21 protein-coding genes are annotated in these 25027 nt (G+C 72.9%); 11 read left to right on the top strand and 10 right to left on the bottom strand.

Annotation, left to right across the window (positions count from 1 at the left end):
* Positions 1 to 110 precede the first annotated feature (110 nt).
* A complete protein-coding gene (locus ABZU46_RS04780) occupies positions 111 to 1253 on the bottom strand; it encodes a cellulose binding domain-containing protein (RefSeq protein ID WP_354855122.1) in 1143 nt (380 codons plus the stop codon).
* A gap of 300 nt (positions 1254 to 1553) precedes the next feature.
* Here ABZU46_RS04780 and ABZU46_RS04785 point away from each other — a divergent pair, with 300 nt between their 5' ends.
* Together ABZU46_RS04785 and ctaD are read left to right on the top strand one after the other, a co-directional pair.
* Entirely contained in the window at positions 1554 to 2660 is a 1107-nt protein-coding gene (locus ABZU46_RS04785) for an FAD-dependent monooxygenase (RefSeq protein WP_354855123.1), read from the top strand.
* A 130-nt stretch (positions 2661 to 2790) separates the two neighbouring features.
* Positions 2791 to 4548: a cytochrome c oxidase subunit I gene (ctaD, locus tag ABZU46_RS04790; RefSeq protein ID WP_354855124.1), complete on the top strand. Its 1758-nt coding sequence runs from the start codon at positions 2791 to 2793 to the stop codon at positions 4546 to 4548.
* A 411-nt stretch (positions 4549 to 4959) separates the two neighbouring features.
* Here ctaD and ABZU46_RS04795 read toward each other — a convergent pair whose 3' ends face one another.
* From ABZU46_RS04795 to ABZU46_RS04810, 4 genes are read right to left on the bottom strand one after another with little or no spacing between them, the layout of a single operon-like run.
* Complete coding sequence (locus tag ABZU46_RS04795) at positions 4960 to 6207, bottom strand: MFS transporter (RefSeq protein WP_354855125.1); 1248 nt, start codon at positions 6205 to 6207, stop codon at positions 4960 to 4962.
* Between the two features lie 40 nt (positions 6208 to 6247).
* Positions 6248 to 6829, bottom strand: a complete 582-nt coding sequence (locus tag ABZU46_RS04800) for a nicotinamidase (protein ID WP_354855126.1) — start codon at positions 6827 to 6829, stop codon at positions 6248 to 6250.
* A 31-nt stretch (positions 6830 to 6860) separates the two neighbouring features.
* Positions 6861 to 8147 carry a nicotinate phosphoribosyltransferase gene (locus ABZU46_RS04805; protein WP_354855127.1) on the bottom strand — a complete coding sequence of 429 codons (1287 nt, stop codon included), beginning with the start codon at positions 8145 to 8147 and terminating at the stop codon, positions 6861 to 6863.
* Positions 8148 to 8163: 16 nt separating this feature from the next.
* Positions 8164 to 10842: a LuxR C-terminal-related transcriptional regulator gene (locus tag ABZU46_RS04810; protein WP_354855128.1), complete on the bottom strand. Its 2679-nt coding sequence runs from the start codon at positions 10840 to 10842 to the stop codon at positions 8164 to 8166.
* A 196-nt stretch (positions 10843 to 11038) separates the two neighbouring features.
* Here ABZU46_RS04810 and ABZU46_RS04815 point away from each other — a divergent pair, with 196 nt between their 5' ends.
* The 9 genes from ABZU46_RS04815 to rdgB all read left to right on the top strand — a co-directional run bounded on the left by ABZU46_RS04815 (position 11039) and on the right by rdgB (position 17965).
* Positions 11039 to 12589, top strand: a complete 1551-nt coding sequence (locus tag ABZU46_RS04815; protein WP_354855129.1) for a hypothetical protein — start codon at positions 11039 to 11041, stop codon at positions 12587 to 12589.
* Between the two features lie 148 nt (positions 12590 to 12737).
* The gene (gene clpS / locus ABZU46_RS04820) at positions 12738 to 13028 is read left to right on the top strand and encodes an ATP-dependent Clp protease adapter ClpS (RefSeq protein ID WP_234581506.1); all 291 of its coding nucleotides are present in this window, start codon (positions 12738 to 12740) and stop codon (positions 13026 to 13028) included.
* A gap of 2 nt (positions 13029 to 13030) precedes the next feature.
* Entirely contained in the window at positions 13031 to 13531 is a 501-nt protein-coding gene (locus tag ABZU46_RS04825) for a DUF2017 domain-containing protein (RefSeq protein WP_354855215.1), read from the top strand.
* Between the two features lie 46 nt (positions 13532 to 13577).
* On the top strand, positions 13578 to 14066 hold the full coding sequence (locus ABZU46_RS04830) for a M67 family metallopeptidase (RefSeq protein ID WP_354855130.1): 489 nt from the start codon (positions 13578 to 13580) through the stop codon (positions 14064 to 14066).
* 66 nt (positions 14067 to 14132) lie between these two features.
* A complete protein-coding gene (locus ABZU46_RS04835; RefSeq protein WP_354855131.1) occupies positions 14133 to 14525 on the top strand; it encodes a MoaD/ThiS family protein in 393 nt (130 codons plus the stop codon).
* 11 nt (positions 14526 to 14536) lie between these two features.
* A complete protein-coding gene (locus ABZU46_RS04840; RefSeq protein WP_354855132.1) occupies positions 14537 to 15502 on the top strand; it encodes a cysteine synthase in 966 nt (321 codons plus the stop codon).
* Between the two features lie 225 nt (positions 15503 to 15727).
* On the top strand, positions 15728 to 16471 hold the full coding sequence (locus tag ABZU46_RS04845; RefSeq protein WP_354855133.1) for an MBL fold metallo-hydrolase: 744 nt from the start codon (positions 15728 to 15730) through the stop codon (positions 16469 to 16471).
* 154 nt (positions 16472 to 16625) lie between these two features.
* Positions 16626 to 17351, top strand: a complete 726-nt coding sequence (rph, locus tag ABZU46_RS04850; protein WP_179782378.1) for a ribonuclease PH — start codon at positions 16626 to 16628, stop codon at positions 17349 to 17351.
* Positions 17348 to 17965: an RdgB/HAM1 family non-canonical purine NTP pyrophosphatase gene (gene rdgB, locus ABZU46_RS04855; RefSeq protein WP_354855134.1), complete on the top strand. Its 618-nt coding sequence runs from the start codon at positions 17348 to 17350 to the stop codon at positions 17963 to 17965. Before rph ends, rdgB begins: the two co-directional genes overlap by 4 nt.
* 62 nt (positions 17966 to 18027) lie before the next feature.
* On the opposite strand, the gene hutH is transcribed toward rdgB, so the two are convergent.
* The 5 genes from hutH to hutU are packed head-to-tail and all read right to left on the bottom strand — an operon-like array spanning position 18028 to position 25021.
* Positions 18028 to 19566: a histidine ammonia-lyase gene (hutH, locus tag ABZU46_RS04860; RefSeq protein ID WP_354855135.1), complete on the bottom strand. Its 1539-nt coding sequence runs from the start codon at positions 19564 to 19566 to the stop codon at positions 18028 to 18030.
* Entirely contained in the window at positions 19563 to 20747 is a 1185-nt protein-coding gene (gene hutI / locus ABZU46_RS04865) for an imidazolonepropionase (protein ID WP_354855136.1), read from the bottom strand. The genes hutH and hutI overlap by 4 nt, the downstream gene beginning before the upstream one ends.
* 58 nt (positions 20748 to 20805) lie before the next feature.
* Positions 20806 to 22173, bottom strand: a complete 1368-nt coding sequence (locus ABZU46_RS04870; RefSeq protein ID WP_354855137.1) for a formimidoylglutamate deiminase — start codon at positions 22171 to 22173, stop codon at positions 20806 to 20808.
* Complete coding sequence (locus ABZU46_RS04875) at positions 22164 to 23366, bottom strand: allantoate amidohydrolase (protein ID WP_354855138.1); 1203 nt, start codon at positions 23364 to 23366, stop codon at positions 22164 to 22166. The genes ABZU46_RS04870 and ABZU46_RS04875 overlap by 10 nt, the downstream gene beginning before the upstream one ends.
* Positions 23363 to 25021 (bottom strand): urocanate hydratase, encoded by a 1659-nt coding sequence (gene hutU / locus ABZU46_RS04880; protein WP_354855139.1) that lies wholly within the window; start codon positions 25019 to 25021, stop codon positions 23363 to 23365. Before hutU ends, ABZU46_RS04875 begins: the two co-directional genes overlap by 4 nt.
* Positions 25022 to 25027: the final 6 nt, after the last annotated feature.

Consider the following 25027-nt stretch of genomic DNA (forward strand, 5'->3'; position numbering starts at 1 on the left):
CCCCGTTGGGGGGGGCCCCCCGTGGGGGGGCCGCCCCCCTCTTCCACCCCCCGGGGTTTTTCGGTGGGGGGGGGGGGGCCCCCCCCCCGGCCCCCCCCCCCCACGACAGTTCAGGCGCGGGAGCAGCTGGTGCCGTTGAGCGAGAAGCTGGTCGGGGACGAATACGACCCGCTCAGCGTGCCCTGGTAGCCGAAGCTGGCCGTGCCGCCGGGCGCGATCGACCCGTTGTGGCTCACGTTCCGGGCGGTCACCGCGGATCCGCTCTGGCTCACCGTGGCGTTCCAGGCGTTGGTGACCGTCTGCCCGCCGGGCAGGTTGTAGGTAAGCGTCCAGCCGTTGATCGCGCTGGACCCGGTGTTGGTGATCTGCACGTCGGCGGTGAAGCCGTTGTTCCACGAGTTCGCCGTGTACTTCACCGCGCAGCCCGAGCTGCCGCCCGGCGGGGGCGTGGTCGGTGGCCGGGTGGTCGGCGGCGGGTTGGTGGGCGGGGTGCCGCCGCCGTTGACGTTGGCCGAGAACGAGGTCACCGCGAGACCGACGCCCCCCTGCCACGGCTCGAAGCCGGCCTGGATGCTGGTCAGGTACCAGGAGTTGGTGATCGCGCCCCGGTTGCGGGTGTCGTTGATGAAGTCCAGCACGCTGAAGTTCAGGCTGGAGACCGCCGACGACGCGACGTAGGAGATGACGTTGTTGGAGCCGTTGCTGCCGCGCCACACCTCCCAGGTCCGGCCGGCCAGGTTGGTCGTGCCGACCACCGAGCCGATGGGCTGGATCGGGCCCTGACGGTTGAGCCAGATCATGATCTCCATCTGGTTCACCCCGTCCCGCTTGGGCGACGGGTCCAGCCAGATGTCGTACGCCGCGTCGTAGGTGGCGCCGCTGACGTACCGGTAGGAGATGCTGCTGGTGGCGCTGCTGATCTGGCTCACCTGGATCGGCAGGTTCGTGCCGGGGGAGCAGTTGGTGTAGTGACAACCCAAGAAGATCGACGGGTACGCCGTGGGCGCCCCGTTGGTGGGGCTGCTGCCGTTCTGCGTGGTGATCTCGAAGCCGTTGCTGGTGACGTTGATGCACTGCTGGGCGGAGGTGCCCCAGCGGTTGTTCTGCACGACGTAGCGACCCTGGATCACGGTCGAGCCGTACTGTTCGCAGATCTGCGTGTCGGCGGAGGCGCTGCCGCTGAGGGCCACGGCGACGAGCGAGCTGGCGACCAGCAGCCCGGCGGCGGCCAGGACCCGAAGTTGACGTTTCATGACGCTCCTTGACTCGGCGCGTGCCGGGCGCCGGCTGTGGTGGGGTGGTGCGGGAGCGCTCCCACGCTCAACGACACATTTACATGCTTGAAACCGAGGCGCAACCGCCCGCGTCAAACTGGTGAATTGTGAGGATCGCCATCCTGCCGCCGAACGGGCGTCCAAGGGCGGCCAGCTAAGCGGCGCGGACGGCCGAGGAGCCGCTCGGGCGGGCCGATCGGGCTCTGGTGTGCGCCGATCGCTCCGAGTAGCGTGTTGCCTCCGACGCGTGCCGTTCCCCCTCCGGAGGCGTACACCACCATGCGTAGCTCCCCCCTGCGCATTCTCATCGTCGGCGCGGGCATCGCCGGCCTGGCCGTGGCTCGGGCCCTGCGCCTGGCGGGTTTCCGGCCGGACGTCACCGACAAGCTGCCGCCGGGGGAGTCGACCGAGACCGGCCTGTACCTGCCCGGCAACGCCGCCCGCGCGCTGCACCGGCTGGACCTGCACGACCCGGTCCGACCGCTCGGGCAGGTGATCCACCGGCAGCGCTTCTTCGACGCCGCTGGGCTGCCCCTCTGCGAGGTGGACCTCGACGCCCTCTGGGCCGGCGTCGGCGAGTGCCGGGCGCTGCCCCGGGCGGACCTGCACCGGGTGCTGCTCAGCGGCGCCGGCGGCGCCGTCCGACACGGCGCCGAGGTCCGCACCCTCGATCTGCTTCCGCGCGCCGTCGGGGTCACCTTCACCGACGGCACCAGCACCGAGTACGACCTGGTCATCGGCGCCGACGGGCCGCGTTCCTCGGTCCGGGCCCTGGCCGCGCTCGGCGGGCCGCCCCGCCCGGCCGGGCACGTCGTCTACCGGGCCGTCCTGCGTGACGGCCCGCCCGTCACCGACTGGACCGCCCTGCTCGGGCAGCGCTCCGGCCTGCTGCTGGTGCCGATCGGGGAGGGGCGGCTGCACTGCTACGCCGACGAGGCGGGCACCGAGCCGCCCGCCGACCCGCTGGCCCGGCTGCGCGAACTCTTCGCCGACTACCGGGGCCCGGTGCCCGAGGTGCTGGCGATGCTCGACCGGGTGCACGCCGGGATCACCGACGAGGTCGAGCTGGGCCGCTGGTACCGGGGCCGGGTGCTGCTGGTCGGCGACGCCGCGCACGCCACCGCGCCGACCCTGTCCCAGGGTGCCGCGATGGCCCTGGAGGACGCCGTGGTGCTGGCCGAGTCGCTGCGCGCCGCCGGCAGCGTGGAGGCGGCGCTGGTGGCGTACGAGAGTCGTCGTCGCCCGCGTACCCGCTGGGTGGCCGACCGGACCCGGGACCGCAACCGGACCAGGGACGTGCCGCCGGCGCTGCGCGACCCGCTGCTGCGCGGACGTGGCGGACGGATCTTCGGGGAGCATTACCGGTTGCTGGTCGGCCCGCTGTAGGCCCGTAGTAGATCGTGTCACGCCACCCCACGCGGCGCTGCGACCTGCCGGGGACTATCCTCCTTGCGGATGACGGCCCGCCGATAAACAGCGTGTGCCGAGCGGGACAACCGAGAACCGGAGGCCACTCGTGACCACCGTCGCACCCAAGCCGGTCGTGACCCGGCCCTGGCCGGTCCGGGAGCCGGTCAAGGGGTCGGCCATCGCGCGGCTGCTGCGTACCACGGACGCGAAGCAGATCGGGATCATGTACATGGTCACCGCGTTCGTGTTCTTCATGGTCGGCGGCCTGATGGCCCTGATCATGCGGGCTGAGCTGGCCCGACCCGGGCTGCAGTTCCTGTCGCCCGAGCAGTACAACCAGCTCTTCACGATGCACGGCACGATCATGCTGCTGTTCTTCGCGACGCCGATCGTGTTCGCCTTCGCGAACTACATCGTGCCGATCCAGATCGGCGCGCCCGACGTTTCCTTCCCCCGCCTGAACAGCTTCGCCTACTGGCTGTACCTGTTCGGCGGCACGATGGCGACCGCCGGTTTCATCACCCCGGGCGGCGCCGCCGACTTCGGCTGGTTCGCGTACGCGCCGCTGAGCAGCGTCGAGCACTCGCCCGGCGTCGGCGCCAACATGTGGATCATGGGTCTGGCCATCTCCGGCCTGGGCACCATCCTCGGCGCGGTGAACATGATCACCACGGTGCTCACCCTGCGTGCGCCCGGCATGACCATGTTCCGGATGCCGATCTTCACGTGGAACATCCTGGTCACCAGCCTCCTGGTGATCCTGGTCTTCCCGCTGCTGGCCGCCGCGCTGTTCGCGCTCGCTGCGGACCGCATCCTCGGCGCCCACGTGTACGACCCGGCGACCGGCGGGCCGATGCTCTGGCAGCACCTGTTCTGGTTCTTCGGGCACCCCGAGGTCTACATCGTGGCGCTGCCGTTCTTCGGCATCATCAGCGAGATCATCCCGGTCTTCTCCCGTAAGCCGATCTTCGGCTACAAGGGCCTGGTCGCCGCGACCGTCGCGATCGCGGCGCTCTCGATGAGCGTCTGGGCGCACCACATGTTCGCCACCGGCCAGGTGCTGCTGCCGTTCTTCAGCTTCCTGAGCTACCTGATCGCGGTGCCGACCGGCATGAAGTTCTTCAACTGGATCGGCACCATGTGGCGGGGCCAGATCAGCTTCGAGACGCCGATGCTGTGGGCGGTCGGCTTCCTGGTCACCTTCCTCTTCGGCGGTCTCACCGGTGTGCTGCTGGCCAGCCCGCCGCTCGACTTCCACGTGTCGGACTCGTACTTCGTGGTGGCGCACTTCCACTACGTGCTCTTCGGCACCATCGTGTTCGCCGTCTTCGCCGGCATCTACTTCTGGTTCCCGAAGATGTTCGGCCGGATGCTCGACGAGCGCCTGGGCAAGGTGCACTTCTGGCTCACCATGATCGGCTTCCACACCACCTTCCTGGTGCAGCACTGGCTCGGCGCCGAGGGCATGCCCCGCCGGTACGCCGACTACCTGCCCGGCGACGGTTTCACCACGCTGAACACGATCTCCACGGTCGGCGCGTTCATCACCGGTATCTCCACGCTGCCGTTCATCTACAACTGCTGGAAGTCGTACAAGACCGGTCCAGTGGTCGAGGTGAACGACCCCTGGGGTCACGGCAACTCGCTGGAGTGGGCGACCAGCAGCCCGCCGCCGCTGCGCAACTTCGACCGGATGCCCCGGATCCGCTCCGAGCGGCCGGCGTTCGACGCGAAGTTCCCGGAGCTGGCCGCCGGTCAGAGCCTGGCCGGCCCGCCGGAGGGTGGCTCCAAGCCGCTCACCAGCGAGTCGGATGGCGGTGCTCGCTACAGCGAGGACATCGCCAGCGACATCGACCGGCACTGACGCTCAACCCGCTCGACCGTACGAAGGGCGCCGCCCCCGGGGGACCACCGGGAGCGGCGCCCTTCGCCATGTCCCGCCCTGGCTGGCCCAGCCCCGGTCCGACCCGGCTCCGACGGTCCGCCCTACCGTGCTGCGCGCTCGGCGCTGATGGCCCCGCTCGGCGATGGCCTGCTCTGGCCGGGCTCAACCCCCGCCGTTCTACTCCCCGCCCTCCTTTGCGCGGCCGGCGTCGCACCGCTCGGCCGGCTTCCGGAGGCGACCGTACTGACGAGCGATATACCTGTGAGACATATTTATGCCTCACAGGTATATCCGTGTGTGTATGCATGCCGTCAACCGACGTCCGAGGGGTCCTGCCACCGGCACCATCGCCCGCCGCGACTGGCCGTCGCCCGAGGTAGCCAGCGGCAGTCAGCGGGCGGCGGGGGCGAGATCGGCCTCGACCGGCGGCGGGGTGGCCGCGTCGGCGTGGCGACGGCGGCGCAGCTCGCCGGGGAGCACGATCAGGGTGACCAGCGCGCCGAGCGCTCCGGTCACCACGAAGCCCCAGAGCGGCGCGCTGCCGTCGATCACCGCGCCGGCGAGCGGTGCGCCGACCGCGATGCCGACGGTGACCGCCGAACCGTGCAGGCCCATCGCCTCGCCGCGTACCTCGGCCGGGGCCAGACGGCTGACGGCGTCGGAGGAGGCCGCGATGGTCGGCGCGCACAGCGCGCCGGCCGGGATCAGCGCCAGGCAGAGCAGCCACCAGTGCGCGCCGCCCAACCCGACCGGGATGGTGCAGAGCGCGAGTGCGGCGGTGAGGGCCAGCGGGGAGAGCGAGCGGTGTACCGCCCCGTAGGCGAAGCCGCCGGCCAGGGAGGCGATCGCCCAGCCAGCCAGCACGACGCCGGTCCAGCCGACCTCGCCGCTGGCCCGCAGGACGGCGACCACCGCGACGTCGGTGCCGCCGAGCACCAGGGTGGCGGCGGCGCTGAGCGCCAGCACGGCGAGCAGTCGGGGCGTCAGCCACTCCCGCCGAGGCACCTGGCGCCGTGGGCCGGCGGGTTCGGCGGCGCCGCGGATCGGCGGGTTCACCAGCCACAGGGCGATCCCGGCGGCGACGATGCCGCCGCCGACGAGGTACATGGTGGTCTGCGCCGAGATCGCGGTGACCAGGGCCACCGCCAGCGCCGGGCCGATCATGAAGGACAGCTCGACGGACATGGAGTCCAACGCGTACGCCGGCCGTCGTTGATCTTCCGGGACCAGCGCGGCGATCGACTGGCGGACCACCGAGAAGATGGGCAGAGCCAAGGAGCCGGCCACGAAGGCGGCCGGCAGCAGCACGGGGTACGGCAGCGTGGGCGCGGTGGACCAGAAGATCGCCTCGGCGATGGCGGTGAGCACCAGAACCGGACGCAGACCACGCCGGTCGACCAGTCGGCCGAGCAGCGGCCCACCGATCGCCGCGCCCACGGTGATGGCGGCGCCCACCAGGCCGGCCGCGCCGTAGCCCCGGTCGAGGTCGAGCACGACGTGGAAGGTCAGCGTGACCCCGGTCGCCGTGAGCGGGATGCGGGCGAGGACGGCGACCAGCAGCAGCGACCGCAGGCCGGGCAGGGCGAGAGCTGCGCGGTAAGGCTTCATGTTCACGTTGGTCCGTACCTCCGGCGACATCCTCGACGGAGGGTGGACCATTGGCCAATAAATTACCGCCTCATGCGGCCCTGATCACAGGCTCGCCGTGCAGGATCACGCCGGCGCCGTCCATCGCCCGCAGCGCCACGTCGGTCGTCTCCGGAGCGACCGCGGCGGTCAACTCCAGCAGGACGGTGGTGGCGAAGCCCTCCCGGGCGGCGTCGAGCGCGGTGGCGCGGACGCAGTGGTCGGTGGCGATGCCGACCACGTCGACCCGGTCCACGTCGTGCCGACGCAGCCAGTCGGCCAGGCACTCGCCGTCGTCGGCGTGCCCCTCGAATCCGGAGTACGCCGCCGCGTGCTCGCCCTTGTGAAAGATCGCCTCGACCCGACCGGTCTCCAGTTCGGGGTGGAACTCGGAGCCGCTGGTGCCGACCACGCAGTGCCGGGGCCACGACTCGACGAAGTCCGGCGGATCGCCGAAGTGCGCGCCCGGGTCGATGTGATAGTCCTTCGTCGCGACCACGTGCCGCCACCGGTCCGGCTCGGCGGCGAGCAGCCGGGAGATCCCGGCGGCCACCCCGGCGCCACCCGGGACGGCCAGCGAGCCGCCCTCACAGAAGTCGTTCTGCACGTCCACGATGATCAGCGCGTCGGCCATCGGGGGTCCCTTCGAGGTCGGATCGGCGGGCTCAGGCGGCGGGTACGACAGTGACCGGCACGGCCGGGTCGCCGGCCGAGAGCTTCAGCCCTTCCCACGGGATGGAGATGAGGCACTCGCGCAGGTGCTCCCGGGACTCGTCGAGGGTGGGCAGACCCACGGGTTCGCCGTCGATCACGTACGAGCGCTGGAGCATCCGGTCGTTGGCCTGCCGGTCGGGCACACCCTGGGGGACGATGATCTCCTCCGTGGCGGTGCCGGTCGGCTTGTGCCGGCGGACCGCGACCTTGCGCCCACCGATGGTCGCCTTGTGCTCGGAGCGCTTCACCACCGGGCGGCCCTCGACCTCGACGAGCTTGTAGACCAGCCCCGCCGTGGGCGCCCCGGAGCCGGTGACCACTGCCGTTCCCGCGCCGTACATGTCGACCGGCTCGGCGGCCAGCGCCGCGATCGAGTACTCGTCCAGGTCGCCCGAGACAATGATCTTCGTCTCGGTGGCGCCCAGTGAGTCCAGCAGTTCCCGGGACTGCTGCGCGATCACCGCGAGGTCACCCGAGTCGATCCGGATCGCCCGCAGCTCCGGCCCGGCCACCGCGATCGCGTTGCGGATGCCCTGGCTGATGTCGTACGTGTCGACCAGCAGCGTGGTGTCCTTGCCCAGCGTGGCCACCTGCGAGGCGAACGCGGCCCGCTCGTCGTCGTGCAGCAGGGTGAACGCGTGTGCCGCCGTGCCCGCCGTCGGGATGCCGTAGCGCTCGCCGGCGGCGAGGTTGGAGGTGAACCGGAAACCGGCCAGGTACGCGGCCCGCGCCGCCGCCACCGCCGCCTCCTCGTGTGCCCGGCGCGATCCCATCTCGATCAGCGCCCGGCCCCGGGCGGCGGTGACCATCCGCGCCGCGGCGGCCGCCACCGCGCAGTCGTGGTTGAGCACGGAGAGCGCCAGCGTCTCCAGCACCACGCACTCGGCGAAGCCGCCGGAGACGGTCAGGATCGGCGAACCGGGGAAGAACAGCTCACCCTCGGCGTACCCGTCGATGTCGCCGGTGAAGCGGTAGTCGGTGAGCCAGGCCGCCGCCGCCTCGTCGACCACTCCGGTGCGGCGCAGGAAATCGACCTCCGCCGGGTCGAATCGGAAGTCGCGGATCAGCTCGATCAGCCGCGCGGTGCCGGCGACCACGCCGTAGCGCCGGCCGCTGGGCAGCCGACGGCTGAACACCTCGAAGACACAGCGGCGGTCGGCGGTGCCGTCCTTGAGTGCCGCACTGACCATGGTCAGCTCGTAGTGGTCGGTCAGCAGCGCGGGGCGGAGGGTGCTCACCGCCCCAGCCTAAGGTTCAGCCCGCGCCGCCGCCCTCGTGGCCCGGGATCGACCGCAGCGCGGCCCACAGCTCCGACCGGCCGGTCACGCCGAGCTTGGTGTAGATCCGCTGCAGGTGGTTCTCCACGGTGCGGGCGGAGAGGTAGAGCCGCTCGGCGATGGCCTTGCTGGTCGCACCGTGCGCGGCGAGGCGGGCCACCTGCCACTCGCGTTCGGTAAGCACCGGCGCCCCGGCCCGCAGCGCCGGCGTGCGGATCAGGTCGCAGCGGCTGAGCAGCCCCGCCAGACGCTCGCGGGCCTCGCCGGCCGCCACCGAGTGTTGCTGGCGCAGCCGGTGCAGAGCCTGTGCGGTGGCCTCGGCGGCGTACACCGTCAGCTCCAGCGCGGCGTAGTCGTCGGCGACCGCGAGCAGATCCGCGGCGGAGTCGGTCACCGCGGCCCGGGCGTGCCGGGCCAGCAGCGGTGGGAGCACGCCGTCCACCTGCTCGGACAGCTCGGCGAGGCGCTGCGCCACGGTGCGCCGCCCACCGTCGGAGCAGGTGGGCCCGACGGGCGCGCCGGCCTGCTCCAACCGGACCAGGTCGTGCAGAACGTGCACCTCGTGCCCGGCGAAACCGTCCGCGCGCAGCCGGTCGGCCAGGTCGTTGAGCTGCTTCACGGCGCCCGGCAGGTCACCCGACGCGGCGAGCACCGCACCCCGGGCCTGCTCCAGCCACGGGTAGAGCACCGCCATGCCCGGCGCGTGGGTGCGGTCGGCCTCGGCCATCGCCTCGGCGGCCTGCGCCGCGTCGCCGCGCAGCGCCGCCGCCTGGGCCCGCTCGGCCTGGGCCAGACCGGCGTAGACCCGGCTGGTCGCCAGCACCGCGCAGGCGCCCAACGACGTCCGCATCGCCGAGTCGCTCTGCCCGCGCAGCCGCGCGGCGTACGCCTGGAGAATGGCCAGGTATCCGGTGCCGAGCCGGAAGTCACCGGCACCGGCCAGGTCGGCGAACTCGTCGGCCACGATCGCGTCGATCCCGACGAGGTCGCCGGTGAGCATGAGCCGGGTGCCGCGGGCCAGCTCCAGGGCCAGTTGCAGGTACGGCATGTCGGTGCGCCAGCTGGCCGCGGCGGAGTGCACCTGCGCGATGGCCGCGCCGCTGCGCGACAGCTGACCCTGGGCGGCCTGGACGTACGCGATGGTGCTGCGGGCCAGTTCACGGGCGGCGATGCCGGCGGCGGGCCGATCGAGCACGGTCTGGCTGAGCCGTACGGCGGTGACCGTGTCGAGCCGGTGCAGCCGCATGATCGCCTCGAAGGCGTGCACCCGGGCGCGGTCGGCCGAGTCGCCGAGCTCCTCGACCCGGCTCGCGATCTCCTCCACCGTGGACTCCTGACTGAGCCCCCAGTAGCTGACCATGCCGCGGACGGTCAGCCACCGGCAGAGCCGCCGCTCGTCCCCGGCCTTTGGAGTCACCGCGTCGAGAACGGTGATCGCCTCGTCCGGTCGGTCGGCGAACATCAGAATCGTGGCCAGCAGCTCCGCCGCGTCCGAGCCGCCGTCGGCGTTCAGCGCGGCCCGGGCCAGCCGGGTCGCCAGCGGTACGTCGTAGCGGGTGAACGCCTGCATCGCGGCGTCCACGAGCAGGGCGGCGTCCTGTGCGGTGCCCGAGTCGAGCCGCCAGACCGCCACCCGCAGCAGGTCGTCGCGGCGGCGCTTGCCGACCTGTTCCAGCAGCTCGGCGAGGTGCGCCTGGAGGCGTCGGGTGCGGCTGACCGGGCACCGGCGACGCATCACCTCGCCGTAGAGCGGGTGGGCCAGGCGTACGTTGGTCCGCCGGTCGTGCTGGACGACGGTGATCAGGCCGCGTTCCTCGGCGTACTCCACATCGGACTGCTCGGCGGCCTGGTTGAGCAGGTGAAGGCCGAGTGGCTCGCCGAAGGCGACCAGCTCGACGACCGTGCGAACGCCGTCGGTGAGCTGCCCGACGCGGGTGTCGATCAGCTCGGTGAGGCTGGGTGCCAGCTCCAGCCGCCCGGTCCACTTCCAGATCCCGTAGGTGCGCTTCAACTCCTCGCTGCCGCTGGCGGCGTGCACCAGCTCGCGCAGCAGCAGCGGGTTGCCGGCCGACAGCCGGCCGAGCCGGTCGGCGGAGCCGGCGTCGACCGGGCCGCCCAGGATCGCCGCCAGCAGGCCGGCGGTCTCCGACGGTGGCATGGGGGTCAGCTCGACGTGCTCGACCAGGTCGTCGGTCCAGAGTGCGCGGATCGGCAGCGGGATCTGTTCGCCGTCGCGCAGGGTGCCCACGACTGTGGCGTTGTCGGCGCGGGCGACCAGATGCACCAGCGCCGCGGAGGGTGGGTCGAGCAGGTGCGCGTCGTCGATGGCGAGCACGATCCGGCGGCCGGCGGCCTGCTGTTGCAGAACGCCCAGCGCCCAGCGGAGTATGCCGGCGGGGGAGAGGCCCTGGGGCTGCTCCGCCGGGAGGACCTGCACCAGCCCGCCGAAGGGCAGCGCCGCCGTGGTGGCGCTGGCCGCGATGGACCAGATCGCGTACCGGTCGGTGGGCAGGGTGTTGACGCCCTCGCGTAGCAGCCGGCTCTTGCCGATGCCCGCGCTGCCGCTGAAGAAGAGCCCTCGGCCGGCCTCGCCGGTCACCGCCGCCAGCAGGCGGTTGAGCTCATCGGTTCGGCCGACGAACTTCCATCGACTCATCCGCGCAGCATATCCATCGAATTCCGTCCGCGCCCGCACCGTCACGCACCGAAGTTGAGTAGTCGCACAATTACCGGTGAGTATCCGAACTGTTCCGCCTGGTCGGCCGGCCGAACGTACTCTTCCGGCATCCGGGTAGTGTCACCGGAATTCCACGCGACCGGCGCGCCGGTCGCCTGCCCCGGGAGGCCACCCGATGCAGCAGGGCCCTCTCCCTTCGCTCGACTCGCCCGGCGACATGGCCAGCTCAGCCGACCTGCCGAGCTGCAGCCCGCTGCCCACCGACCTCGGCGTGCCCCGTCCCCGGGCGGACGAGCCGCTCGGCGTGGTCGCCGTCGGCCCGGCCGGCGCCGACCGGCGTGCGGTCCTCGCCAGCCTCGTCGGGCTCGACCCGGTGATGCTCACCGTGCCGGCGGGCAGTTGGCTGCTGGTCCGGCACGCCCAGGTGCCCACGCGGGCGGCATTCGTCCCCGGCTACCGCCAGCCGCACTCGTACGGCGCGGACCGGGACGCCGCCGGCCCGGCGTTGGCCCGCCCACCCCGGCGGGTCGAGCTGAGCGTGCCCGAGCCCCTGCTGCGCCACTTCACCCTGGTCGACACACCGGACACGGGCGCGCTCGGCGTGGCCGGCGTCCGGGTGCTGCGCGAGGCCGTCGGCCGGGCCGGCGCGCTGCTCTTCGTGATCGCGGCCGACCAGGCGTTCACGGCCCAGGAGCTGAATCTGCTCGCCGACGTGGCCGCTGCCCCGGTGGAGGTCGTCTTCGCGGTCACCCCGGGTGCGGCCGGTTGGGCGCCGCCGGCCGACGGCGGGGTGCTGACGGAGGACGCGGGGGCGTCCGTCTCGCCGCCCGACGGCCGGCCGGATGAGGTGGACCCGGTGGCGGTGATCGTCGAGGCGCACCGGGCGGCGCTGCTGGCCGCGGTCCCCTCCCTGGCCGGCGCGCGGTGGTTCCCGGTCGACGGCGCCGATTCCGCCGCCGACCTGCGCCGGGCGCTGGTGGGCTGGTCGGCGAACGAGGGGTTGCAGCGGGCCAGCGCCGATCCGCCCGTGCTGCCGGGGCAGCACGACCGGGTGGCGGTGTCCGCCGACCCGGGGGACTGGTCCGAGCGGCTCGACCGACAGGTCCGGTCCTGCTCCCAGCGGATCCGCCAGCACCTGGCACTGGAGTTGGCGAACGTCCATCTCCGGGCCGTCCAGGAGATCGTCTTCGGGGTCGGCTGCGCCGGCCTGCCGGACCTGCTCGACCGGGAGATGGCGGCGTTGTCGCTGCTGGCCACCGCGCAGTGCGACCACGCGGTGCGGGGCATCGTGGCCGACACCGCCGCCCAGGTGCTCGGCGCGACACCGACCGAGGGCGTCCGCCGCCGGATCGCCACCGCCGTCCAGTACGGCCTGGCCGACCACCGCTCCGGGCGCGACCTGGACCGGGTCCTGCTGATCACGAGTACGGCGGGTGTGGCCGGGCTGACCGGCGCGGAGGCGATCGACGCGCTCGCCGGCTATCCGACGGCGACCCGTGACGAGGTGCTTCCGCCGGTCGCGGTGGCGCTCTCCGGCGGGTGCTGGCAGCAGTGGCGTACCCCGGGCAACGATGACCACAGCGCCGCGCGCGCCTGGTCCCAGCGGGCGTTGCGGGAGGTCGAGTTGGAGCTTTCCCGGGAGATCTCCCGACGGTTCGAGGTGATCCGCCTCTCGCTGGGCGTGGTGCTCTCCGATGCAGTCGACCACGGCATCCTGCTCGCCTGACGGCGTGGCCATCTCCCGGCTCGGGCCCGCCCCGCGCCTCGCGTCCGACGGGGTGCGGGCCGGCTCCGGGGTGGCCACGGCGGGTGATCCTGGTTCGCCCGGCGTTCCGGTTCCTCGGTTCCGGGAAACCGGTGGCACGATGGGGGGCATGGCGGCTCCACAGGTTGCACCGGTCGAGACGCCGGCCACTGACGAGGTGCCGGCGCCCGACCGGCAATGGGTGACGATCGTGTGGGACGACCCGGTCAACCTGATGACGTACGTGACCTGGGTCTTCCAGAAGCTGTTCGGCTACAGCCGGGAGAGGGCGGAGCAGCTCATGCTGGACGTGCACCACAAGGGCCGCGCCGTGGTCTCCACGGGCGCCCGGGAGCGGATGGAGCACGACGCGTCGCAGTTGCACGCGTACGGGCTGTGGGCGACGGTGGACCGCTCGTGAGCATGTTCCGGCGGCAGGCCGGCCGCTATGTCGCCACCTTCGCCGTGGACGAAGTGCGGGTGCTGCGGAAGGTCGCCTCCGAGGTGGTCGGTCTGCTCACCGACGGTTTCGACCACACCGACCCGGTCGTGGGCCGGCTGTTCCCGGCGGTCTACCCGAAGGATGCGAGCGGCACCGCCGAGTTCCGCCGCTACACCGAGGGTGATCTGAAGACTGCCAAGATCGACCAGGCCGGGGCCATTCTGGCCGCGCTGCCCGACGAGGCCGGCGGCGAGGTGCGGTTGGACGCCGAGGCGGCCGAGGCGTGGCTGCGGGCGCTCAACGACGCGCGGCTGGCGATGGGCGTCCGGCTGGAGATCAAGGACGGCACTGACCTGGGTGAGGAGTTGGACGACGCGGTGACCGAGGATCCCGGCTCCAGCCGGGTGTTCCAACTGTCGGTCTACGCGTACCTCGGGTATCTACAGGAGTCGCTGCTCAACGCCTTGATCGACGAGGCGTGACCGGCACCACTTCAGGGCCTGCCCGGTAGGCGTTAGGCTGGTGCACGTGCTGAGCATCGACCGGTCGATCATCGACGCGATCGTCGCCCACGCGCGCCGGGACCACCCCGACGAGGCGTGCGGCGTCGTCGCCGGTGCCGTCGGCAGCGACACCCCGACCCGGCACATCCCGATGGACAATGCCGCCCGGTCGATGACCTTCTACGAGTTCGACTCGATGGAGCATCTGCGGGTGTGGCGGGAGATGGACGACCGGGACGAGGAGCCCGTGGTCATCTACCACTCGCACACCGCCACCGAGGCGTACCCGTCCCGGACGGATGTCTCCTTCGCCGGCGAGCCGGGCGCGCACTACCTGCTCGTCTCGACCCGTGAGCCCGACTCGGAGGAGATCCGGTCGTTCCGGATCGTCGACGGCGTGGTGACCGAGGAGCCGGTCCAGATCGTGGAGGCCGGGGTCGACCCGCACGCCGTGCAGTCCTACATGTTCGGGCAGAGCCCGGCGACGGTCGACTACGAGTGTTCCGGCCGCTGACCCGTCAGCGTTCGCACCCGTTCCGTCCCGTCACCGTTGGCACACCCGTTTGAGGAGCACGACATCATGGCCATCGAGGTTCGCATCCCCACCATCCTGCGCAGTTACACCGGCGGCGCCAAGGTCGTCGAGGGCGCCGGCGACACCCTGGGCGACCTGCTCACCGACCTGGACTCCCGGCACGCCGGGCTGCGTGGCCGCCTGGTCACCGAGGCCGGCGTGCTGCACCGTTTCGTGAACGTCTACGTCAACGACGAGGACGTCCGCTTCCTCGGTGCGCTCGACGCGAAGCTCTCCGACGGCGACAGCGTCACCATCCTGCCGGCCGTGGCCGGCGGCGCGTTCGGCTTCGCCGCGGCCGCGGCGATCAGCTCGCACAGCGCCGCGGCAGCGGCGATCAGCTCGCACACCGCGGCGATCAGCTCGCACCGCGCGGCGACCGCCGTCGCCGCGCGCTGAGGGCGGCCGCCATGGCGCGGTACGACAGCCTGCTCGACGCCTGTGGGGGCACGCCGCTCGTTGGTCTGCCCCGGCTCTCGCCGACGGTGCCCGACGGCGCGCCGCCGGTGCGGCTCTGGGCGAAGCTGGAGGACCGGAACCCGACGGGCAGCATCAAGGACCGCGCGGCGCTGTTCATGGTCCGCGCGGCGGAGGAGGCCGGCCGACTCCGGGCGGGTGACACCATCCTGGAGCCGACCAGCGGCAACACCGGCATCTCGCTGGCGATGGTGGCCAAGCTGCGCGGGTACCGGCTGGTCTGCGTGATGCCCGAGAACGTCTCCACCGAGCGGGTCCAGCTGCTCCGCATGTACGGGGCGGAGATCATCTTCTCGGAGGCGGCGGGCGGGTCCAACCAGGCCGTCGCGACGGCCAAGCAGATCGCCGCCGAGCACCCGGACTGGGTGATGCTCTACCAGTACGGCAACGAGGCCAACGCGCGGGCGCACTACGAGACGACCGGTCCGGAGCTGCTGCACGACCTGCCCACCATCACGCACTTCGTGGCCGGGTTGGGCACCACCGGCACCCTGATGGGCACCGGGCGCTACCTGCGCGAGAAGGTCGAGGGCATCCAGGTCGTGGCGGCCGAGCCGCGCTACGGCGAGCTGGTCTACGGCCTGCGCAACATCGACGAGGGGTACGTGCCGGAGCTGTACGACGCCTCGGTGCTGTCGCGGCGCTTCTCGGTCGGCACCCGGGACGCGGTGCTGCGGACCCGTCAGCTCGTCGAGGTGGAGGGCATCTTCGCCGGCTTCTCCACAGGCGCGATCCTGCACGCCGCGCTCGCGGTGGCGCACGAGGCGGTCCGCGACGGCCGGCGGGCCGATGTGGCGTTCGTGGTCTGCGACGGCGGCTGGAAGTATCTGTCCACCGGCGCGTACGGCGGCACCCTCGCGGATGCCGAGGACGCGCTGGAGGGTCAGCTCTGGGCCTGACCGCAGGGGTCTTGCGCGAACGGGCCATCGGCGTACGCGTCGGTGGCCCGTTCGTCGCCCGCGCCGCTGTGAGCGGGTGTCACGTTCGTGACAACTTCCAACGGATGATTCTTGTCCTCGGGCACCCCAGCGTAGGCTGCGCAGCGTGGCGTACGCGTCGGTAGAGATCATGGCCGGGACGACCGCCGGCATAGATACTACTGACAGTGACAGTGAGACGACCCGATGCGACTGACTGTCCTGGGGTGTGCCGGTAGCTTTCCCGGCCCCGAGTCGCCGTGCTCCGCCTATCTCGTCGAGGCGGACGGCTTCCGCCTCCTGGTCGACTTCGGCTCGGGGTCGCTGTCCAGCCTCCAGCGCTACGTAGGGCTGCACGCCCCCGACGCGATCCTGCTGACCCACCTGCACTGTGACCACATCCTCGACGCCGTGTCGTACGTGGTGGTCCGCCGGTACGCCCCGGACGGCCCGTACCCGCCGTTGCCGGTGTACGCGCCCTCGGGCGCACCGGACCGGCTCAGCGCCGCGTACGGCGACGACGGCACGGTGGAGGACGTCTACCAGTTCTACGCCTTGCAGCCGGGCACCTTCCCGATCGGGCCGTTCACCGTCACCGTCGACCGGGTCAACCATCCCGTCGAGACGTACGGCGTGCGGTTGGAGCACGGCGGTCGGTCGCTGTGCTACTCGTCGGACACCGCGCCCTGCGACGCGTTGCTGCGCCTGGCGCAGAATGCCGACGTGTTCCTGTGTGAGGCCAGCTACCTCGACGGCGTGGACAATCCTCCGGACCTGCACCTGACCGGCCGGGAGGCGGGCGAGACGGCGACCAAGGCGGTGGTGGGCCGGCTGCTGCTCACCCACCTGGTCGCGGCGTGGGGCAGCGAGGCGCACACGTTGGAGTCGGCTGCCGCCGCGTACACCGGGCCGCTCGAGGTGGTCCGGGCCGGCGCCAGCTACGACATCTGACCGCCGGAGGCGGCGCGGCGGCGGGCCGCCCGCGCTCGGGCCCAGGAGTTCGGCTGGCCGGCGGCGGTCGCCGGATTCCTGCGGGTGCACGACGCGGAGGCTGCTCGGGACACCCCGGGGGAGGCGGATCGCCGCACCGCATAGGGTGCAGGGCATGGCGCGACCTGACGGGCGAGGGCCCTCTCAACTCCGACCGGTGACCCTGACCCGGGGCTGGAGCACCCATCCGGAGGGCTCGGTGCTCGTCGAGTTCGGCGGCACCCGGGTGCTCTGCACGGCGAGCGTCACCGAGGGCGTGCCCCGCTGGCGCAAGGGCTCCGGGCTCGGCTGGGTGACCGCCGAGTACGCGATGCTGCCCCGGGCCACCAACACCCGCTCGGACCGGGAGAGCGTCAAGGGCCGCGTCGGTGGCCGTACCCACGAGATCTCCCGCCTGATCGGGCGCAGCCTGCGCGCGAGCATCGACCTCAAGGCGCTCGGCGAGAACTCGATCGTGCTCGACTGCGACGTGCTCCAGGCCGACGGCGGCACGCGCACGGCTGCGATCACCGGCGCGTACGTGGCGCTGCACGACGCGGTGGGCTGGCTGGCCGCCCGCAAGGCGTTGGCCGGCAAGCCGGAGAAGGTGATGCACCGGTCGGTGGCGGCGGTCAGCGTCGGGATCATCGCCGGCGAGGCGCGACTGGACCTCTGCTACGAGGAGGACGTGGCCGCCGAGGTGGACATGAACGTGGTGTGCACCGGCGCGGGCGACTTCGTCGAGGTGCAGGGCACCGGCGAGGCGGGCGTGTTCGCCCGCGACCAGCTCGACAGCCTGCTCGACCTGGCCGTGGCCGGGTGCGCGGATCTGGCCGAAGCCCAGCGGAAGGCACTGGCATGAACAAGGTCCTGCTGGCCACCCGTAACCGTAAGAAGCTGGTGGAGCTTCAGCGGATCCTGGACGGCGCGCTCGGCGCGCACCGGATCGCCCTGCTCGGCCTCGACGACGTCGACGAGTACCCGGAGCTGCCGGAGACCGGCCTCACCTTCGGCGAGAACGCGCTGATCAAGGCGCGGGAGGGCTGCCGGCGTACGGGGCTGCCGACGATCGCCGACGACTCCGGGCTCGCCGTGGACGCGCTGAACGGGATGCCGGGCGTGTTCAGCGCCCGCTGGTCCGGTCGGCACGGCGACGACGGGGCCAACCTCCGCCTGGTGCTCGACCAGATCGCCGACGTGCCGGACGAGCACCGGGCCGCGTCCTTCGTCTGCACTGTGGCGCTGGTACTGCCCGGCGGCAAGGAGCACCTGGTCGACGGCCGGCAGTCCGGTCGGGTGCTGCGCGCGCCGCGCGGCGACGGCGGGTTCGGCTACGACCCGATCTTCCTCGGCGACGGGCAGGACCGGACCAACGCCGAGCTGACCCCGCAGGAGAAGGACGCGGTCAGCCACCGGGGCAAGGCGCTGCGGGAGCTGGCCAAGCTCGTCGCGAAGGTGCTGCCGCCCGCCGCCTGACGGTCGCGGAGGTGCTGCCGCCCGCCGCCTGACCCGCGGCGGACGACAGCGACCCGCGAAGGTCAGCCCAGTGGGCCGACCTCCCGTTCGATGGCGGCGCGCAGCTCCGGCCCGGCCAGCACCGCGCGGGCGGCCTCCAGCACCGGGGCGAGGAACACGTCCGGGCCGGGTTCGCCAGCCGCCGTGCCCAGGGCGACCACGGCGGCCCGGCCGGCCGGCGACGGCACCAGCGGCGCGCGCAGTTGCAACCCGCGTACGCCGGCCAGCAACTCGACCGCGAGCAGGCTGGTGAGGTTGTCCAACACGGTCCGCAGCTTCTTGGCCGCCGCCCAGCCCATCGAGACGTGGTCCTCCTGCATGCCGCTGGTGGGCAGCGAGTCCACCGAGGCGGGGGCGGCGAGCCGACGGTTCTCCGCGACGATCCCGGCCGCCGTGTACTGGGCGATCATCAGGCCGGAGTTGACCCCGGCGTCGGGAGAGAGGAACGCGGGCAGCTCCCGGGAGCGGGTGACGTCCAGCAGCCGGTCCACCCGCCGCTCGGCGATCGCGCCCACCTCGGCGGCGGCGATGGCGAGGAAGTCGGCGGCGAAGCCCAGCGGCGCGCCATGGAAGTTTCCGGTGGACTCGACCCGGCCGTCGGGCAGCACCACCGGGTTGTCCACTACCGACACCAGTTCCCGGGCCGCGACCGTGCGGACGAAGTCCAGGGTGTCCCGGGCCGCGCCGGCCACCTGCGGCGCGCAGCGCATCGAGTACGCGTCCTGCACGGCGTGCGCCAGGTCGTCGCGGTGCGAGTCCATGACCCGGGAGTCCTGCAACAGCCGGTGGATGTTCGCCGCCGACGCCGCCTGGCCGGGATGCGGACGGATGGCGTGCAGCTCGGGCAGGAACGGCCGCTCCGAGCCGAGCATCGCCTCGATGGCCAGCGCGGCGGTCACGTCCGCCATGGCGAACAGGTGCGCCGCGTCGTGGATGGCCAGCAGCAGCATGCCGAGCATGCCGTCGGTGCCGTTGATCAGCGCCAGCCCCTCCTTGGCGGCCAGCTCGATCGGCTTGAGCCCGGCGGCGGTCAACGCCTCGGCGGCGTCCTGCCGCTCGCCGGCCGGGCCGAGCACCCAGCCCTCACCGAGCAGCACCAACGCGCAGTGCGCCAACGGCGCGAGGTCGCCGGAGGCGCCCAGCGAACCATGCTCCGGCACCCACGGGGTGATGTCGTGGTTGAGCAGGTCGACGAGCGCCTCGGCGACCTGCGGGCGGACCCCGGAGCGGCCCAGGGCGAGCGAGCGTACCCGCAGCAGCATCATGGCCCGGACCACCTCGCGCGGCATCGGGGCGCCCACCCCGGCGGCGTGCGAGCGAATCAGCGCGTGTTGCAGCTCGGCCCGCCGCTCCGGCGCGACGAACGTGTTGGCGAGCGCGCCGAACCCGGTCGACACGCCGTACACGGGCCGCCCGGCGGCCTCGATGCCGTCCACGATCGCGCGGCTGGTCGCCATCGCGTCGCGGGTGGCCGGGTCGAGGGTCACCGTCGCGGTGCCGCGCGCCACCGCGAGGACGTCGTCGGCGGTGATACCGGTGGGTTGAATGATCACGGTCGTCACTGTGGAACTCCGTTGCGTATTACCTGGTGGATCAGGGGGACACCGGGCCGGTAGGCCAGGTGCAGGTACGACGGCGCGTCCAGGACGACCAGGTCGGCCCGTGCGCCGGGGGTGAGCACGCCGACGTCGTCGCGGCGCAGGGCCCGTGCGCCGCCGGCGGTCGCCGCCCACAGCGCCTCCGCCGGGGTCATCCGCATCTCCCGGACGGCGAGTGCGATGCAGAACGGCATCGACGAGGTGTACGACGAGCCGGGGTTGCAGTCCGTCGCCAGGGCCACGGTGACCCCGGCGTCGAGCAGCCGGCGGGCGTCCGGGTACGGCGAGCGGGTGGAGAATTCGGCGCCGGGCAGCAGGGTGGCGACAGTGCGGGTGCCCGACCCGTCGCTGTGGGCCGTGCCGGCGAGCGCGTCGATGTCGGCGTCGGACAGGTGGGTGCAGTGGTCCACGCTTGCCGCGTCCAGCTCCACGCCGAGCCGCACACCCGGGCCGGGGCCGAGCTGGTTGGCGTGCAGCCGTACGCCCAGCCCGGCGGCCTGCCCGCAGGCGAGGATGGCGCGGGCGTGGTCCACGTCGAAGGCACCCCGCTCGCAGAAGACGTCGATCCACTTCGCGTGCGGCGCGGCGGCGGCCAGCATCGGCCCGCAGACCAGTCCGACGTAGTCGTCGGGGCGGTCGGCGTACTCGGCGGGCACCACGTGGGCACCCAGGAAGGTGGCGTCCTCGGTGAACTCGGCGGCGATCCGCAGCGAACGGGCCTCGTCGGCGACGGTCAGCCCGTACCCACTCTTGATCTCGATGGTCGTGGTGCCCTGGCGCAGCGCCTCCCCGCGCAGCCGGCGCACGGTGGCCCGCAGCTCGTCGTCGCTGGCGGCCCGGGTCGCGCCGACAGTGGTCCGGATGCCACCGCCGGTGTAGGGCTCGCCGGCCATCCGGGCGGCGAACTCGGCGGCCCGGTCCCCGGCGAAGACCAGGTGCGCGTGGCTGTCCACGAAGCCGGGCAGCACGGCGGCGCCAGCGGCGTCGATCCGCCGGTCGGCGGCCGGCGCGTACGCGGCCGGCCCGACCCAGGCCACCCGGCCCTCCTCGATCAGCACGGCCGCCTCGCGGCGGATGCCCAGCGGGCCCTCGCCGACGCCGTTGGTGACCAGCTCGCCGATGTTGTCGACCAGCAGGGCGCTCATGCGGCGCCTTCTTCCGTTCGGGACTGCGGGGCTCGCAAACCCGGCTCACTCCTCGCGCTCACTGTGGGATCACCGCCTCGATCGACGCCGACAGTTCGGCCGGCACGTCGACGCTCAGGTGCCGGCCCTCGGCCACCACCACGCGGCCGTCCACCACGACCTGGTCGACGTCGGCCGCCCCGGCTGCGAAGAACGTCCCCACCGGCGGCACCCCGGCGGTGCGGGCGCTGTCGAGTCGTACCGTGACCAGGTCGGCGCGGGCGCCCACGGCGATCCGCCCGGCGTCGGCCCAGCCCAGCGCCGCGTGCCCGGCGGCGGTCGCCATGGTCAGCAGGCCCGCCGGCGTGAAGTGGCCGCGGCGGCGGGTGCGCAGCCGCTCGTCCAGCTCCACCGCCCGGGCCTCCTCGAACAGGTCGATCACGGCGTGGCTGTCGCTGCCCAGGCTCAGCCGGATCCCCGCGTCGGCCATCCGCCGGGCCGGGCCGATGCCGTCGGCGAGGTCGCGTTCGGTGGTGGGGCAGAGGCACACCCCGGTCCGGCTGTCGGCGAGCAGCGTCAGGTCTCCGCTGGTCGGGTGGGTGGCGTGCACGGCGGTGGTCTCCGGCCCGAGCACGCCGTGCTGGGCGAGCAGCGCGGTGGGCGTATGCCCGTGCACGGCCCGGCACTCGTCGTTCTCGGCAGGCTGCTCGGAGAGGTGTACGTGCAGCGGTGCGCGCCGCTCCCGGGCCCAGTCGGCGACCGCGCGCAACTGCTCCGCCGGGACCGCCCGCACCGAGTGCACGGCCGCGCCCACCCGGGCGTGCGGGTCCGCCGGCTGGAACGCCGACACCCGCTGCGCCCAGCGGGCCGCGTCGCCGTCGCCGAAGCGCCGCTGCGGCCCCGCGAGCGGCCGGCCGTCCACTCCGGCGCTCAGGTAGCAGGCGTCCAGCAGGGTGAGCCGGATGCCGGCGTGCGCGGCGGCCTCGACCAGCGCCGCCCCCATCGCGTTCGGGTCGTCGTACGCGCCGCCGTCGGGTCGATGGTGCAGGTAGTGGAACTCGCCGACGCAGGTGATCCCCGCGAGGGCCATCTCGGCGTAGACGGCGCGGGCCAGCGCCAGGTAGGTGTCCGGGTCCAGCCGGTCCGCCACCGCGTACATCCGGTCCCGCCAGCTGAAGAAGTCGCCCCGGCCGCCGTGGGTACGCCCGCGCAGAGCCCGGTGGAAGGCGTGCGAGTGCACGTTCGCGAGGCCGGGCAGGGTCAGGCCGGGCAGCGGCACCGCGTCGGCGTACACGTCCACACCGGCGCTCGGCCGACCGGGCGCGGCCAACGCGGTCACACCGGTGATCACCCCTGCGTCCGTCTCGATGAGCACGTCGGGCGTGGGCTGGGCGAGATTGGGCAGCCAGGCGTACTCGGCGAGCCAGCGGGTCGGACTCAGCGGCATGTCAGCTCCTCCAGCACGCGGGCCAGCGCGCGCACCCCGGCGGCGCAGTCGTCGTCGGTCGCGGCCTCGGCGGGGGAGTGCGACACCCCGGTCGGGTTGCGCACGAAGAGCATCGCGGTGGGCAGGTGCGCGGCGAGCACCCCGGCGTCGTGCCCCGCGCCGGTCGGCAGCACCGGCGCGTCGAGCAGCGCGGCCAGGCGTCTGGCCAGCCCGCCGTCGAAGGCGACAAGCGGGGTCACCGACTCCTCGGTGACGGTCACCTCCGTACCGTCGCGGCGGGCCCGCTCGGTGAGCTTGCCCCGGACCGCGTCGACCAGCCCGGCCAGCGTCTCGGGGTCGGCGGCGCGGGCGTCCAGCCAGCCGGTCACCTTCGACGGAATGGCGTTGGTGGCGTTGGGCTCGACGGCGACCCGGCCCACGGTGGCGTGCGCGCCGCGCAGCCGGGCCTCCTTGTTGGCCGCCAGCACCGTGAACGCGTAGGTGAGCATCGGGTCGCGGCGGTCGGCCATCCGGGTCGTACCCGCGTGGTTGCCCTCGCCGACCACTTCGAAGCGCCAGCGGCCGTGCGGCCAGATCGCGCTGGCCACACCGACCGGAGCGTCCGTGTCGATCAGCGCGCGGCCCTGCTCGACGTGCAGTTCCACGAAGGCGCCGAACCGGCCCAGCAGCTCCGGTCGGGCGCCCGCCGGCCGGGCGCCGAGCGCGTCGGCCCAGCACACCCCGCCCGCGTCGCCCAGGCCGCCCGCGCGGTCGGCCGCCAGCGCGCCGGTGAGCAGCCGCGACCCCAGACAGGGTACGCCGAAACGGGCGCCTTCCTCCTCGACGAACGCGCCCAGCACCAGCGGTCGGACGGGGGTGACGCCGGCGGCGCGTAGCTCGTCCACGGCCAGGAACGCGCTGACGATGCCGAGCGGCCCGTCGTACGCCCCGCCGTGCGGCACCGAGTCGAAGTGGCTGCCGGTCAGCACCGCGTCGGAGCCCTCGGGGTCGCCCCAGTGGGCGAACAGGTTGCCGTTGCCGTCCTCGGTGACCGGCAGGCCCCGCCGCTGTGCCTGCGCACGGAACCAGGACCGCAGCTCCTGCTCCGGCTCGGTCAACGCGTAGCGCAGGTAGCCGCCGCTGCCGGCGTCCCGTCCGACCGGCGTGATCTCGTCCCACAACGCCCGGAACCGGCCGGGAAGGTGGTCCGTCACGAGTTGCCACCCTCGGCCATCGGCACCCGGACCCCGGTGCGCTCGGCGACTTCGCGGGCGCTGTCGTAGCCGGCGTCGACGTGCCGGATGACGCCCATCGCCGGGTCGTTGGTGAGCACCCGCTCGATCTTCTGCCCCGCGAGTGCGGTGCCGTCGGCCACGCAGACCTGCCCGGCGTGGATCGACCGCCCGATGCCGACGCCACCGCCGTGGTGGATCGACACCCACGACGCGCCGCTGGCCGTGTTGACAAGCGCGTTGAGCAGCGGCCAGTCGGCGATGGCGTCGGAGCCGTCGGCCATCCCCTCGGTCTCCCGGTACGGGCTGGCGACGCTGCCGGTGTCCAGGTGGTCGCGGCCGATCACCACCGGGGCGGAGAGTTCACCGGAGGCGACCATGTCGTTGAACCGCACACCCGCCCGGTCCCGTTCGCCCTGACCGAGCCAGCAGATCCGGGCCGGCAGGCCCTGGAAGGCGACCCGCTCGCCGGCCAGCTTGATCCACCGGGCCAGCGACTCGTTCTCCGGGAACAGGTCCAGGATGGCCCGGTCGGTGGCCGCGATGTCGGCCGGGTCGCCGGAGAGCGCCGCCCACCGGAACGGGCCCCTGCCCTCGCAGAACAGCGGCCGGATGTACGCGGGCACGAAACCGGGAAAGTCGAAGGCCCGCTGGTAGCCGCCGAGCTGAGCCTCGCCCCGGATCGAGTTGCCGTAGTCGAACACCTCGGCGCCGGCGTCGAGGAAGCCCACCATCGCCTCGACGTGCTTCGCCATCGACGCTCGGGCCCGGTCGGTGAACTCGGCCGGCTTCGCTGCGGCGTAGTCGCGGGCGTCGGCCAGCTCGACCCCCACCGGGAGGTACGCCAGCGGGTCGTGCGCGCTGGTCTGGTCGGTCACGATGTCGATCTCGACGCCCCGGCTGAGCAGCTCGGGAAAGACCTCGGCGGCATTGCCGACGACGCCGACGCTCAACGCCCGCCGGTCCCGCTTCGCCGCGAGGGCCCGCTCGACGGCGTCGTCCAGCGAGTCGGCGACCTCGTCCAGGTAGCGGTCGTGCACGCGACGGTCGAGCCGGGTGCGATCCACGTCCACGATCAGGCAGACGCCGTCGTTCATGGTGACCGCGAGGGGCTGCGCGCCACCCATTCCGCCGCAGCCGGCGGTCAGCGTCAGCGTGCCGGCGAGACTTCCTCCGAACCTCTTGGCGGCCACCGCCGCGAACGTCTCGTAGGTGCCCTGGAGGATGCCCTGGGTGCCGATGTAGATCCACGATCCGGCGGTCATCTGCCCGTACATGGTCAGGCCGAGCTGTTCGAGGCGGCGGAACTCCGGCCAGGTCGCCCAGTCACCGACCAGGTTCGAGTTGGCCAGCAGCACCCGGGGCGCCCACTCGTGGGTGCGCATGACCCCGACCGGGCGCCCCGACTGCACCAGCATCGTCTCGTCCTCGCGCAGGTCGGTCAGCGTACGGACCAACGCGTGGTACGACGGCCAGTCCCGCGCCGCTTTGCCGGTGCCGCCGTAGACGACCAGGTCGTCGGGGCGTTCGGCCACCTCCGGGTCGAGGTTGTTCATCAGCATCCGCAGGGCGGCCTCCTGCTGCCACCCGCGGGTGGTGAGCTGGCTGCCCCGTGCGGCACGGATGGGCTGGGTCATCTGCGG

It is taken from the genome of Micromonospora sp. NPDC005197, from assembly GCF_040608295.1.
Classification (GTDB): domain Bacteria; phylum Actinomycetota; class Actinomycetes; order Mycobacteriales; family Micromonosporaceae; genus Micromonospora.

Excerpts from the sequence above, each read along its gene's own strand:
- ABZU46_RS04780 (WP_354855122.1), bottom strand. The coding sequence starts at position 1,253 with ATGAAACGTCAACTTCGGGTCCTGGCCGCCGCCGGGCTGCTGGTCGCC.
- ABZU46_RS04785 (WP_354855123.1), top strand. The coding sequence starts at position 1,554 with ATGCGTAGCTCCCCCCTGCGCATTCTCATCGTCGGCGCGGGCATCGCC.
- ABZU46_RS04795 (WP_354855125.1), bottom strand. The coding sequence starts at position 6,207 with ATGTCGCCGGAGGTACGGACCAACGTGAACATGAAGCCTTACCGCGCA.
- ABZU46_RS04800 (WP_354855126.1), bottom strand. The coding sequence starts at position 6,829 with ATGGCCGACGCGCTGATCATCGTGGACGTGCAGAACGACTTCTGTGAG.
- ABZU46_RS04810 (WP_354855128.1), bottom strand. The coding sequence starts at position 10,842 with ATGAGTCGATGGAAGTTCGTCGGCCGAACCGATGAGCTCAACCGCCTG.
- ABZU46_RS04815 (WP_354855129.1), top strand. The coding sequence starts at position 11,039 with ATGCAGCAGGGCCCTCTCCCTTCGCTCGACTCGCCCGGCGACATGGCC.
- clpS (WP_234581506.1), top strand. The coding sequence starts at position 12,738 with ATGGCGGCTCCACAGGTTGCACCGGTCGAGACGCCGGCCACTGACGAG.
- ABZU46_RS04825 (WP_354855215.1), top strand. The coding sequence starts at position 13,031 with ATGTTCCGGCGGCAGGCCGGCCGCTATGTCGCCACCTTCGCCGTGGAC.
- ABZU46_RS04835 (WP_354855131.1), top strand. The coding sequence starts at position 14,133 with ATGGCCATCGAGGTTCGCATCCCCACCATCCTGCGCAGTTACACCGGC.
- ABZU46_RS04840 (WP_354855132.1), top strand. The coding sequence starts at position 14,537 with ATGGCGCGGTACGACAGCCTGCTCGACGCCTGTGGGGGCACGCCGCTC.
- ABZU46_RS04845 (WP_354855133.1), top strand. The coding sequence starts at position 15,728 with ATGCGACTGACTGTCCTGGGGTGTGCCGGTAGCTTTCCCGGCCCCGAG.
- rph (WP_179782378.1), top strand. The coding sequence starts at position 16,626 with ATGGCGCGACCTGACGGGCGAGGGCCCTCTCAACTCCGACCGGTGACC.
- rdgB (WP_354855134.1), top strand. The coding sequence starts at position 17,348 with ATGAACAAGGTCCTGCTGGCCACCCGTAACCGTAAGAAGCTGGTGGAG.
- hutI (WP_354855136.1), bottom strand. The coding sequence starts at position 20,747 with ATGAGCGCCCTGCTGGTCGACAACATCGGCGAGCTGGTCACCAACGGC.
- ABZU46_RS04870 (WP_354855137.1), bottom strand. The coding sequence starts at position 22,173 with ATGCCGCTGAGTCCGACCCGCTGGCTCGCCGAGTACGCCTGGCTGCCC.
- hutU (WP_354855139.1), bottom strand. The coding sequence starts at position 25,021 with ATGACCCAGCCCATCCGTGCCGCACGGGGCAGCCAGCTCACCACCCGC.